The organism is Methylobacterium trifolii, assembly GCF_022179685.1.
In the GTDB taxonomy this organism is placed as follows: Bacteria; Pseudomonadota; Alphaproteobacteria; order Rhizobiales; family Beijerinckiaceae; genus Methylobacterium; species Methylobacterium trifolii.
The window spans coordinates 1-11,352 of the sequence record NZ_BPRB01000129.1 but is presented as its reverse complement, the minus strand read 5'-3'; the positions used below and the strand labels follow the sequence as shown (position 1 = coordinate 11,352).

The following is an 11,352-nucleotide window of genomic DNA, read 5'->3' as shown; positions in this document are numbered from 1 at the left end:
CCCCTGATCGTCCTCGGCACGTAGGGGATGCCGCTGCGCTCGACGAGGGTTCGGATGGCCTCGTCGGCCTGGGCGTAGGCGGCACCCTTGCCGAGGACGATCAGGGGGCGCTTGGCGCCCTTCAGCACGTCCAGCGCCCGCTGGACGGCGCTCGGGGCCGGCAACTGGGCGGGGGCCGGGTCGATGACCTTGACGAGCGACCGTGCGCCGGCCTCCGCGTCCATGATCCGCGCGAACAGCTTGGCCGGCAGGTCGAGATAGACGCCGCCCGGCCGGCCGGACACCGCCGCGCGGATGGCGCGCGCCACGCCGATGCCGATATCGGCCGCGTGCAGAACCCGGAAGGCCGCCTTGCACAGGGGCTTGGCGATGGAAAGCTGGTCCATCTCCTCGTAGTCGCCCTGCTGCAGGTCGACGATCTCGCGCTCGGACGAGCCGCTGATCAGGATCATCGGGAAGCAGTTGGTGGTGGCGTTGGCCAAAGCCGTCAGGCCGTTGAGGAAGCCGGGCGCCGAGACCGTGAGGCAGATGCCGGGCTTCTTGGTCAGGAAGCCGGCGATGGCCGCCGCGTTGCCGGCATGCTGCTCGTGCCGGAAGGAGATGACGCGCATGCCCTCGGCCTGGGCGATGCGGCCGAGATCGGTGATCGGGATGCCGGGCACGCCGTAGATGGTCGTGATGCCGTTGAGCTTGAGCGCATCGATGACGAGGTGGAAGCCGTCCGTCAGGTCCCGCTGCGTGTCGGCCTCGGCCGTGTTCACGTCGCCCGTCTTCAGATCGATGATCTTTGCCAGTGCGGACATTCCGCTTTCTCCCATGAACGTTATCGGGACTGCCTCGGCAGTCGGTCTCGCGGGGCCGGGACGGGCATCGGCAGGATGCGCGCCGGCGATGCGTGTGGTCCGGCCGCCTCTTGGTAGGGGGCGGCCGGAACGGGGCGGTGTCCGGTATTATTCCGCAGGCACGGGGTGCAGTTCCGTGGCGGGCTTCACGTACGCGGCGCGCATCGGCTTGAGGACGAACAGCGCCATGAAGGCGGCCAGGATGTTGAGCCCGGCGGCCACCAGGAACACGGCGTGCCAGCTCCCGGTCATGGTGGTGAGGATGCTGGTGAAGGGCACGATGAGCGCCGCCGTCCCCTTGGCGGTGTAGAGCAGGCCGGCATTGGTGGCGGCGTATTTGGAGCCGAAGGTGTCGCCGCAGGTGGCCGGGAACAGGGAGTAGATCTCGCCCCAGGCGAAGAACACCAGGCCGGTCAGCAGCACGAAGGCGATCGGGTCCTGCCCGAAGGCGCTGAGCGCGTAGATGCCCACGCCCTCGATGGCGAAGGCCAGGAACATGGTGTTCTCGCGCCCGATATGGTCCGAGATCCAGCCGAAGAACGGCCGCGTCACGCCGTTGAGCACCCGGTCGAGGGTGGCCGCGAAGGTGAGCGCGGGGAGGGTGAGACCGAGCAGGCTGACGGGCACGTCGGCGATCTTGAAGTCCTTGGCGATCGGCCCGAGCTGGGCCGTGGCCATCAGGCCGCCGGCGGCCATCATCACGAACATCGCGTACATCACCCAGAAGATCGGGGTGCGCACCATCTCGCCGGGCTTGAAGTCGCGCTTGGACTGGCTGACGCGGGCGACCGCGGGCACGTCGCCCTTGGCCGGGGCCTTGAGGAACAGGGCCAGCAGCATCACGATCACGCCCTGGCCGATGCCGAACCAGAAGAACGCCGCCTCGTAGCCCTGCGACTTGATCATCGCCTGGATCGGCACGACGGTCAGCGCCGAGCCGGCGCCGAAGCCCATGGCGGTGATGCCGGCGGCCAGGCCCCGGCGGTCCGGGAACCACTTCAGGGAGTTGCCGACGCAGGTGCCGTAGACCGCGCCCGCTCCGGTGCCGCCGATGGCCGCGGCCACGTAGAGCATGGTGAGCGAGGTGGCATAGGAGTTCAGCACCCAGGCGACCGCGCAGAGCAGGCCGCCGAACAGGGCCACGACCCGCGGGCCGTACTTGTCCACGAACCAGCCCTCGATCGGAACCAGCCAGGTCTCGGTGACGACGAACAGGGTGAAGGCGATCTGGATCGCGGCCCGATCCCAGCCGTGCTTCTCCTGCATCGGGTTCACGAAGAAGGTCCAGCCGTACTGCATGTTGGCGATCATGCACATGCACACGACGCCGAACGCCAGTTGTAGCCAGCGACCTCCCTTCACGGGTTGTGGTGTTGCCGACATGAAATCCCTCCCAAGATTCGCGCGTGACGGTTGGCGTTCGGATTGTTCTGTATGACCGCCGTCATCTCCGGCATGATCGGCGTCTTCGGATGCCCGCCGACGTTATCGGCCGCGGGGAATGCCAGCGGTATCTGGTCTACGGTATACCACATGCGTTTATGTGCCGATTTGCCGCCTCGTGTCAATTGGACCGGAAGCAAAGTGCAGGGCAAACGTGCGACGCCGTTCCAGCGGCGACCAAGCGGGAGGAGCACCCCGTGGAGCGGGTTTTCCCCGATGTCATCCTGGAAACACGGAGCGGCGGCTCGGCCTGCGCCCCTGGGGGCGGGCGCCAGCGGCTGGGTCCGGCATGGACACAGCGCAATCGCCTCCCTGCGTATGCTCTGACGCAACGCGCGGACGACCGGCCGCGGCCGGCGGGCATATCGTCCGGCGCCTGAGCGCGAGGCAGACCGCGTGGAGAGCGGCCAGCCCGCTTTGCCCGGTGGCCCTCCCCGTTCACGCCGGGGATCGGATGAGGGCTGTCGCCTCCGGGACGATGCGCGAACGCAGCCGGCCCGGGCTCCCTACACGGGACCGCCGATGCGGGCGGCGCGGACCGGGGCGGCCGGCCCCTGATTGGCAATGCTCGGCAGGAGGTCCAGTCCGCGCCCGTTCACGACGACGAGGCGCTGCACCTCGCCCCGGAGGAAGGCGTTCAGGAACTTCTCGTAGTCCTTGAAGGAGACGCAGCCGTTCGAGGCGCCGCTCGGGCCGAGCATGTAGGTATGGGCCAGGAGGCCGGCGCGGCCGTAGACGGCGGCGGGACCGCCGACCGGGTTGAGCCGGATGGCCCGCACGCCGTGGAACAGGTTCTCGCGCTCCACGAGGTCGTAGGTGCCCGGCGGCGTGGCCCCCCGCATCCGCACGTGGACGTAGCGCGGGTCGTCCATGGTCTCGCCGAGGCCGGAATGCGCTTCCAGCACCTCGCCGCTCGGCAGGCGCACGGTGCGGGCGCTGATGTCGTAGATGGCGATGCCGCCGCCCGCCTCCGGGTTGGGAGCCGGGACGAGCCGCTGGCGCGGCAGCGCCTCGACGGGGTTTCGCTCCAGGGCCGCGTAGGACAGGGCCGGAGCCGGGGCCGGCGTCCGCTCGATGCCGAACAGGGCTTCCAGGAAGGAGCGCTCCTCCTGCTTCGGTGCCGGCGGGGGAGCGACGGCCGGGCGACGCGCGGCTTGGCGCTCCGGCCTGCGCTGCCGGAACTCAGGAGGGCGCGGCACGGGCAGGGGCACGGTCTGGACGAGGCGGGGCGGCGCCGATTCCGGCGCGGGCGCGGACTCCTGCAGGGCGAGCGGGGTGGAGAGCTCGGCCACGGCCTCAGGCCGTTCCGAGGACCATTGCGGCACGGAGCCGAACAGGGCGCTCTGCCAGAGACGGAGCGCGTCCGGGCCCAGGGGCGGCGCGGAGACCGGCACCGCGTCGTCGGGCGCGGGGGGGGCAGCCATCGCGGCCTCGGTGACCGGCGCCGGCGCCTCTTCGGTGACGGCGGCCGCGACGGGCGGCGGGACCCTGAGAAGGGATAGGCCCCCGAGGGCACCGAGTCCCAGGAGGGCGGCGAGCGCGACTGCCGGCGGGAGGCGACCGGCCAGGCGCGGCGTACGCGTCGCCGGGGCGGCTTGGCTCAGGGGGGCTTGGACCATGCGGAGGCGGCTCGTCTCTACACGGATGCCCGCCCGCCATCGCCGGACTCACACGAAGGGCGTGCGCGCCAGCTGAAGGAAAAGCACCGTCCCGGCCCGATCGGCCGTACCGCAACGAGCCCAGTGCGGCCGGCTTTTGTTGGGCGACACTATGGTCGATCCGAGATCGATCGCGGCGGTTCTCGGCATCCGCTGCGGACGGGCCGCGCCACGCGGGTCTTTCGCGCGACGATAGTTGGGGACGGGACCGGGGACGAACAGCATTCGTCCCCGTCTGATTCGGTCTTCCTTCCCGAGCCGGGACGGGAGAGCGGTCGATATGCGCCGAAAGCGCTTATTCGCCGTCGATCTGCCGTCCCATCAGGGCGATGGCGCGCTGATAGACCGAGGCCGCGTTCCAGCCCTGGATCGCGGCGAAGTTCGCCTCGCCCGGCTGGTAGCCCGCGCCCGCCTGCCAGCCGTGGCCCTTGAGGAAGTTGGCCGTCGAGGTCAGGGCGGTGCCGACGTTGTTGAGGTCCCCGCCGGTGCCGTAGGTCAGGACGTTCTTGGGCAGGAACTGGGTGTGGCCGACCTCGCCGTGGGCCGCGCCGCGGGTGCCGGCCGAGAGCACGCCCCGGTCGACGAGGGTCAGGGCCGCGTAGAGCTGGTCGGTGAAGTAGGCGGAGCGCCGGCAATCGTAGGCCAGCGTCGCCACGGCCGAGAGGGTGTTCACGTTGCCGCGCACGGCGCCGAAGCCGGTCTCCATGCCCCAGATCGCCAGGAGCGGGCCGGGCGGCACGCCGTAGCGCTGCTGGATCGAGGCGAAGAGCGCCGCGTTCTGCTGCTTCAGGGCCCGCCCGCGCGAGACGATGGTGGTGGCCCCGCGCTTGGCGAGGAACTGCTCCAGCGACAGGCGGAAGCTCTTCTGCCCCCGGTCGGCCGAGATGGTCGCCGTGGAATAGCTGGTGCCCTGGAGTGCGGCCAGGCTCGCGGCGCTCGCCCGGCCCCGCGCCTCGTCGGCGAATTCCCGCTTCCAGGCCTCGAACCCGCCGGCCGAGTTGCCGCACTGGGCGGCCTCGGCCCCGCCGGCGAGGCACGCGAGCGCCATGGTGGCCGCAGCCAGGACCCTACGCCGCTTGTGGTCAGTCACGCGAAACTCCTCTAGCAATCTGGCCGGAGAGGCCGCCCGCCGGACCGGCCGCTTCGCCGTCCATCGGCTGCGGCTCGAACATCCCGGACAGGCTGCCCCTCGCCTCAAGCGACGCAGCGTCATGCGACGCTGTTTAGCGGGCCGGGCCGCCCACGATAAGCCCGTGACGGGTGCGGAGGACACAATCATGCGTGTTGTTGCAGATCTGTGCATCGTCCCGATGGGCGTGGGCCCCTCGGTCTCGCCCTACGTGAAGGCGATCAAGGCGATCATCGACGCCAGCGACCTCGACGCCGAGATGCACGCCAACGGCACCAACATCGAGGGCGAGCTCGGCGACATCTGCCGGCTGATCGAGCTCTGCGAGGCGCGGCTCACCGAACTCGGCGTCCAGCGCGTGTTCTTCACGATGGCGTTCTCGTCCCGCCGGGACAAGGCGCAGTCCATGGCCGACAAGCTGGCTGCGGTGTCGTGAGTTCGGGAGCGCGGTCGGTCCGCGGACAAGGTGAGCGGGACCTGACGCGACTACGCCGTCACCTCACTCGGTCGGCCCTCCGTAATGAGGGGTCGAACCGAGCATCATGGGTAATCTCGGGAGAGGTATGCCCCGCTCGAAGACGGCCATGCTGTTGTAGAACGAAATCGAATTCGTGTTCCGCCCGAATTCCGTAGTCTCCGAATTCTCGGTGTGCGGGTGCACGTTCAGTTCGTCGATGAGCCCCTTGGCGATCTCGATGAACGTTCCTTCACGGCGCACGCCACCACCAAACGCCGACAGGTAGGCCGTATGGAGATCTTCGACCATATAGACGCCGTGATGATGCATTTTGGGATATAGATGCAGAAAGGTAGCGCACACATCCGACATCATGTGTGAGCCGTCATCCAAGACTATATCCGGAACACCGAACTCCGCCAAGACGCTATCGAGAAACTCCGCGTTCGATTGGTCGCCGATGCGAACGCTGAACTGATCGTCTTCGAATGCTTTGCATGTTTGCCTGTTATCCAGACCAACGAAATGCGCGTAGGGGCCAAAATATCGCTTCCACATCTCGACAGAACCGCCGTCGCCGATACCGATCTCCAAAAATCGGATCGGCCGTCCCACGAACGGTGAAAAGTGGCGTTCGTAAGCGGGGAAGTAATGTGCCCACTTATGAATGGTGCGGCCTTGGTTGGTCGTGAAGTCTTGCCAAAGCCGCATAGGGTTCGCCTACTGCCGATTGAGGGGTCCGACGAAGTAGTGGCATCCAGCCTCGTGCCGATCAACAAGCCGTTTCGGCGCCACCCATAGTGAGAGTCTGACGCACATCAGCCAAACCCAAGCCTCGCGGCTCGGGCCTCGATCCGGCAGAGGCCGGCCGCTACCTCAGGGTTTCGTTCGCTATCCCGAAACCTGCCGGGTCTTGGTGCGGACGGCGGGACTCGAACCCGCACGGCCTTGCGGCCGCAAGATTTTAAGTCTCGTGCGTCTACCGGTTCCGCCACGTCCGCCCGAGGCGAAGGGGTAGCGGCGGGCGCCGTGCAGATCAAGCGGCGTCGGGCGTCCAGCCGTAGAGCCACGCGTAGCGCTCGCGCATCCCGTCCGGGCCGAGGCGGGCCATGATCGCGTTGCGGCAGAAGCCAATGAGCGGCCCGGCATGGTAGGTGCGCCCGTTGGCCCGCGCCGCACGCTGCACCCGCCGGACGCGGGCGGCCCGGGCCGCGGCATAGGCGTCGAGCGCGTCCGGCACGGGATGCGCGGACAGGCAGCGGGCCAGCACCGCGGCATCCTCGATGGCGAGCGCCGCCCCCTGCGCCAGGAAGGGCAGGACCGGGTGGGCGGCATCCCCCAGCAGGGCCACGCGCCCGCGGGCGAGCGGCCGGGCGACCTTGCGCTCGGCCAGAGACCAGACCAGCCAGGAATCGGGCAGGCCGAGGAGGCCGAGGAGGTCCGGCGCGCAATCGCGAAAGTGGGCGCGCAGGACCGCGGGCTCGCCGAGCCGGCCCCAATCCGCGTCGCCGACCCGCTCGGGCACGACCGCGACCACGTTGAGGAAGCGGCCGCCCCGGATCGGGTAATGCACCACGTGCCGGTCCCGCCCGAGCCAGAGGCCGGTGGCCTCCCCCGCGCAGGCCGCCGGCACGGCCTCCCGCGGCACGATCGCCCGCCACGCGGCGGCCCCGCCGGCCCGCAGCGGCGCGCCGTCGACATGGCCGCGGATGCGCGAGCGCAGGCCGTCCGCCCCGACGACGAGGTCGGCCGACAGGCTCTCGTCGCGGGTGCCGTTGCCGCTCTCCAGGGTCAGCCCGACCCGCTCCGGGCTCTCGTTGAGGCCCGTCACGTCGCGCCCGACCATCAGGCGGATGGCCGGCCGCGACCGCAGGGCGTCGAGGAGCAGGGTCTGCAGGTCAGCCCGGTGGATGACGTAATAGGGGGCGCCATAGCGCTCGCGCGCGCGCGCGCCCAGCGCCACGGCCCCGATGGCGCGCCCGCTCGCAAGCGCGCGCACGCTCACCCCCGGCGGCTCGGTGGCGGCGCGGCGGAGCGCAGCGCCGAGGCCGAGCCCGGCCAGCACCAGGCTGGCGTTGGGCGAGAGCTGGAGCCCGGCGCCGATCTCGGAGAAGCCGGTGCGCCGCTCGACCAGCGTCACCGCATGGCCGGCATCGGCCAGCGCCAGGGCCGCGGTCAGGCCGCCGATGCCCGCGCCGACGATGGCGATGTCGAGGGGCGGCACGGCGCCGGAGCGCCGGCTATTCCGCCGCCGTCTTGGTGAGATCGTCCTTGGCGCGGTCGTCCCAGACGCACCCTGCGGGGTCGGACTGGCGCGGCTTCAGGCTCGCCCGATGGCGGTAGAGCGTCGAGCAGTACTGACAGATGATCTCGTCGTCGGCACCCATGTCGAGGAAGACGTGCGGGTGGTCGAAGGGCGGCTGCGCGCCGATGCACATGAACTCCCGCGCGCCGACATGGATGACCGCCACGCCGAGGTCGTTGTGGAAGTGCGGAACCGCCTTGTCAGCCATCCTGCCGTCCTGTCTCGCCGTCGCCCGGAAGGGGAGCCGCGTCCGGCCCCGATGGCCCCGCTTATGCCGCTTGCGCCCCGGCCCGCGCAAGCCTTCGAAGGGTCCGGCAGCCCTGCGCACGCCGCTGCGGCTTCCGCTTGGCTGGCGGCCGCCCGCGCCGTACATAGGCCCATCGGCCCCCGCGACCCAGATACGTCCCTCATGATGCAGCAAGAGCAAGCGAGCGCGCAGGCCCGCCGCGCCCCGGAACCGCCGATCCACGGCCCGGAGGGGTTCGCGGGCATGCGCCGGGCCGGCCGGCTGACGGCCGAGGCCCTCGACATGCTGATGGAGGCGACGCAGCCCGGCGTGACCACCGAGGAGCTCGACCGCCTCGCCTACACATTCGCCATGGACCACGGCGCCTACCCGGCCTCCCTGCTCTACCGGGGCTATCCGAAGTCGATCTGCACCTCGATCAACCACGTGGTCTGCCACGGCATCCCCAACGACAAGCCGCTGCGCGAGGGCGACATCGTCAACCTCGACATCTGCCTGATCCTCGACGGCTGGCACGGGGATTCGAGCCGCATGGCCTTCGTCGGCGAGGTGCCGCGCAAGGCCGCGCGCCTGTGCGAGATCACCTACGAGGCGCTGATGCGGGGCGTGGCGGCGGTCAAGCCCGGCGGCTCCACCAATGACATCGGCCACGCGATCCAGACCTTCGCCGAGGCCGAGCGCTGCTCGGTGGTGCGCGACTTCTGCGGCCACGGCCTCGGGCGCACCTACCACGACGCGCCGACCATCCTGCACTACGTCGAGGCGAGCTACGACGTGCCCCTGCGGCCGGGGCAGTTCTTCACCATCGAGCCGATGATCAACCTCGGCCGCCCGGCGGTGAAGGTGCTCTCGGACGGCTGGACCGCCGTGACCCGCGACCGCTCCCTCTCCGCCCAGTTCGAGCACACCGTGGCGGTGACGGAGACCGGTGTCGAGATTTTCACGATGTCTCCGAAGGGACTGGACCAGCCCGTCAACCAGGGCGGCTGAGGTGCCGCGCCAACCGGCAGACGCGGGGGAGGACGGACTCTTCGGCGAGCGCCCGGCCGCGCCGCCGGCTCCGGAGCCGCACTATCTCGGCCACCGCGACCGCCTGCGCGCCCGGTTCGCGCAAGCCGGCGCCGAGGCGCTGCCGGATTACGAACTGCTCGAACTGGTGCTGTTCCGGGCGATTCCCCGCCGGGACGTGAAGCCGCTTGCCAAGGCGCTGATCACCCGCTTCGGCAGCTTCGCGGAGGTCGTCAGCGCCGAGCCGGGGCGGCTGGCCGAGGTCGAGGGCATCGGGGCCGGGGTCGTGGCCGACCTCAAGCTGATCGAGGCCGCGGGCCGCCGGCTGGCGCGGGGCGCCATCGCGGGCCGGCCCCTGCTGTCGTCGTGGGCCGCGGTGCTGGAATATTGCCGGGCCACCATGGCCTTCTCCCCGCGGGAGGAGTTCCGCATCCTGTTCCTCGACAAGCGCAACCACCTCATCGCCGACGAGGTTCAGGGCCGGGGCACCGTGGACCACACCCCCGTCTACCCCCGCGAGGTCGCCCGCCGGGCGCTGGAACTCTCGGCCACCGCGATCATCCTGGCCCACAACCACCCCTCCGGCGATCCCGCGCCCTCGGCCGCGGACGTGAGCATGACGCGCGGGATCATCGGCGTGCTGGCGCCCCTGAACGTCGTGGTCCACGACCACGTCATCCTCGGGCGCGAGGGGCATGCGAGCCTCAAGGGCCTCAAATTGATCTGAACGAACGGGCTCCGCGTCCGTTCTCCGGCCTGGGCAGCGCCCTTTGCATGGCGCGCCTCTTGCCTCTAGCGTGAGGCTTACAGGGAGAGACCGATGGCGGGCGTTGCGTTCGACGAGATGACGAGTTTCGCCGGCAGCGCCGTGAGCGCGGCCGACGTGCGCGAGGCCTACGGACAGCTCAAGAACTGGCTCGACACCACCCCCTCCGAGCACTTCAACACCCGCCGCAGCCAGGCCGAGCTGCTGTTCCGGCGCATCGGCATCACCTTCGCGGTCTACGGCGACAACGAGTCGACCGAGCGCCTCATCCCCTTCGACATCATCCCGCGGGTCATCACCAAGCCGGAATGGGGATTCCTGGAGCGGGGCCTCAAGCAGCGGGTGACCGCCATCAACCTGTTCCTGAAGGACGTCTACGGCGCCCAGGAATGCATCAAGGCGGGCATCATCCCGGCCGACCTCGTCTACCGCAACGCCCATTACCGCATGGAGATGCGCAGCTTCCGCGTCCCCCACGACCTCTACGTGCACATCGCCGGCATCGACATCGTCCGCACCGGCGAGAGCGATTTCTTCGTGCTGGAGGACAACGCCCGCATCCCGTCCGGCGTCTCCTACATGCTGGAAAACCGGGAGGTGATGCTGCGCCTGTTCCCGGACCTGTTCTCGCGCCACCGCGTGGCACCCGTGGAGAACTATCCGGACGCCCTTCTGGCCACGCTCCGAAGCCTCGCGCCGACGACGGCCACGCGCGACCCCACCGTCGTGCTGCTGACGCCGGGGCGCTACAACTCGGCCTTCTACGAGCACTCGTTCCTGGCCGACAAGCTCGGCGTCGAGCTGGTGGAGGCGGGCGACCTCTTCACCAAGGACGACGTGGTCTACATGCGCACCACCGAGGGGCCGCGCCGGGTGGACGTGATCTACCGCCGCCTCGACGACGACTTTTTGGACCCGCTGGTGTTCCGGCCCGATTCGATGCTCGGCGTGCCGGGCATCATGAACGCCTACGAGCGGGGCAGCGTGACGCTCGCCAACGCCGTCGGCACCGGCATCGCCGACGACAAGGCGGTCTACAGCTACATGCCGGAGATCGTGCGGTTCTTCACCGGCGAGGAGCCGATCCTGCACAATGTGCCGACCTACCGCTGCCGGGAAAAGGAGGCCTTCTCCTACGTCATGGACAACCTCGCCGACCTCGTGGTGAAGGAGGTCAACGGCTCGGGCGGCTACGGCATGCTGGTGGGCCCGCACGCCACCAAGCGCGAGATCGACGACTTCGCCAAGAAGCTGCGGCATGCGCCCGAGGGCTTCATCGCCCAGCCGACCCTGTCGCTCTCCACCTGCCCGACCTTCGTCGCCTCGGGCGTGGCCCCGCGCCACGTGGACCTGCGCCCCTTCGTGCTCTGCGGCTCCGACGAGATCCGGATCGTGCCGGGCGGCCTCACCCGCGTCGCCCTGAAGGAGGGATCTTTGGTGGTGAATTCGAGCCAGGGCGGCGGTACGAAGGACACCTGGGTGCTCGACGCCTGAGGC

11 protein-coding genes and 1 tRNA gene are annotated in these 11,352 nt (G+C 69.8%); 4 read left to right on the top strand and 8 right to left on the bottom strand.

The window, feature by feature from the left end; genetic code table 11:
* The 4 genes from COGEMETH_RS12705 to COGEMETH_RS12690 form a co-directional block, all read right to left on the bottom strand.
* Window positions 1-803 (bottom strand): thiamine pyrophosphate-binding protein (locus COGEMETH_RS12705; protein ID WP_283214988.1); only part of this gene is annotated, 803 nt, incomplete at its 3' end.
* Between the two features lie 147 nt (window positions 804-950).
* Window positions 951-2,225: an oxalate/formate MFS antiporter gene (oxlT, locus tag COGEMETH_RS12700; RefSeq protein ID WP_238182960.1), complete on the bottom strand. Its 1,275-nt coding sequence runs from the start codon at window positions 2,223-2,225 to the stop codon at window positions 951-953.
* Between the two features lie 566 nt (window positions 2,226-2,791).
* Window positions 2,792-3,709 carry a DUF2778 domain-containing protein gene (locus COGEMETH_RS12695; protein ID WP_238182959.1) on the bottom strand — a complete coding sequence of 306 codons (918 nt, stop codon included), beginning with the start codon at window positions 3,707-3,709 and terminating at the stop codon, window positions 2,792-2,794.
* Window positions 3,710-4,238: 529 nt separating this feature from the next.
* Complete coding sequence (locus COGEMETH_RS12690) at window positions 4,239-5,033, bottom strand: lytic murein transglycosylase (RefSeq protein WP_373875356.1); 795 nt, start codon at window positions 5,031-5,033, stop codon at window positions 4,239-4,241.
* A 187-nt stretch (window positions 5,034-5,220) separates the two neighbouring features.
* Here COGEMETH_RS12690 and COGEMETH_RS12685 point away from each other — a divergent pair, with 187 nt between their 5' ends.
* The gene (locus COGEMETH_RS12685; protein ID WP_238182957.1) at window positions 5,221-5,508 is read left to right on the top strand and encodes an MTH1187 family thiamine-binding protein; all 288 of its coding nucleotides are present in this window, start codon (window positions 5,221-5,223) and stop codon (window positions 5,506-5,508) included.
* Window positions 5,509-5,571: 63 nt separating this feature from the next.
* Here the strand turns inward: COGEMETH_RS12685 and COGEMETH_RS12680 are convergent, their stop codons facing one another.
* The 4 genes from COGEMETH_RS12680 to COGEMETH_RS12665 form a co-directional block, all read right to left on the bottom strand.
* Window positions 5,572-6,240 carry a class I SAM-dependent methyltransferase gene (locus COGEMETH_RS12680; RefSeq protein WP_238182955.1) on the bottom strand — a complete coding sequence of 223 codons (669 nt, stop codon included), beginning with the start codon at window positions 6,238-6,240 and terminating at the stop codon, window positions 5,572-5,574.
* 203 nt (window positions 6,241-6,443) lie between these two features.
* Window positions 6,444-6,530 (bottom strand) — tRNA-Leu (locus COGEMETH_RS12675).
* A gap of 35 nt (window positions 6,531-6,565) precedes the next feature.
* Complete coding sequence (locus COGEMETH_RS12670; RefSeq protein ID WP_238182954.1) at window positions 6,566-7,753, bottom strand: FAD-dependent monooxygenase; 1,188 nt, start codon at window positions 7,751-7,753, stop codon at window positions 6,566-6,568.
* A gap of 16 nt (window positions 7,754-7,769) precedes the next feature.
* Window positions 7,770-8,042: a zinc-finger domain-containing protein gene (locus COGEMETH_RS12665; RefSeq protein ID WP_238182952.1), complete on the bottom strand. Its 273-nt coding sequence runs from the start codon at window positions 8,040-8,042 to the stop codon at window positions 7,770-7,772.
* A gap of 201 nt (window positions 8,043-8,243) precedes the next feature.
* Here COGEMETH_RS12665 and map point away from each other — a divergent pair, with 201 nt between their 5' ends.
* The 3 genes from map to COGEMETH_RS12650 all read left to right on the top strand — a co-directional run bounded on the left by map (window position 8,244) and on the right by COGEMETH_RS12650 (window position 11,349).
* Window positions 8,244-9,071, top strand: coding sequence for a type I methionyl aminopeptidase (gene map, locus COGEMETH_RS12660; RefSeq protein WP_238182950.1), 828 nt, complete (start codon window positions 8,244-8,246; stop codon window positions 9,069-9,071).
* 1 nt (window position 9,072) lies between these two features.
* Complete coding sequence (gene radC, locus COGEMETH_RS12655) at window positions 9,073-9,816, top strand: RadC family protein (protein ID WP_238182949.1); 744 nt, start codon at window positions 9,073-9,075, stop codon at window positions 9,814-9,816.
* 93 nt (window positions 9,817-9,909) lie between these two features.
* Window positions 9,910-11,349, top strand: a complete 1,440-nt coding sequence (locus tag COGEMETH_RS12650; protein WP_238182948.1) for a circularly permuted type 2 ATP-grasp protein — start codon at window positions 9,910-9,912, stop codon at window positions 11,347-11,349.
* Window positions 11,350-11,352 lie beyond the last annotated feature (3 nt).

Bases quoted from the DNA above. Each gene is read 5' to 3' on its own strand.
- oxlT (WP_238182960.1), bottom strand. From the start codon at position 2,225: ATGTCGGCAACACCACAACCCGTGAAGGGAGGTCGCTGGCTACAACTG.
- COGEMETH_RS12695 (WP_238182959.1), bottom strand. From the start codon at position 3,709: ATGGCTGCCCCCCCCGCGCCCGACGACGCGGTGCCGGTCTCCGCGCCG.
- COGEMETH_RS12685 (WP_238182957.1), top strand. From the start codon at position 5,221: ATGCGTGTTGTTGCAGATCTGTGCATCGTCCCGATGGGCGTGGGCCCC.
- COGEMETH_RS12680 (WP_238182955.1), bottom strand. From the start codon at position 6,240: ATGCGGCTTTGGCAAGACTTCACGACCAACCAAGGCCGCACCATTCAT.
- COGEMETH_RS12665 (WP_238182952.1), bottom strand. From the start codon at position 8,042: ATGGCTGACAAGGCGGTTCCGCACTTCCACAACGACCTCGGCGTGGCG.
- map (WP_238182950.1), top strand. From the start codon at position 8,244: ATGATGCAGCAAGAGCAAGCGAGCGCGCAGGCCCGCCGCGCCCCGGAA.
- COGEMETH_RS12650 (WP_238182948.1), top strand. From the start codon at position 9,910: ATGGCGGGCGTTGCGTTCGACGAGATGACGAGTTTCGCCGGCAGCGCC.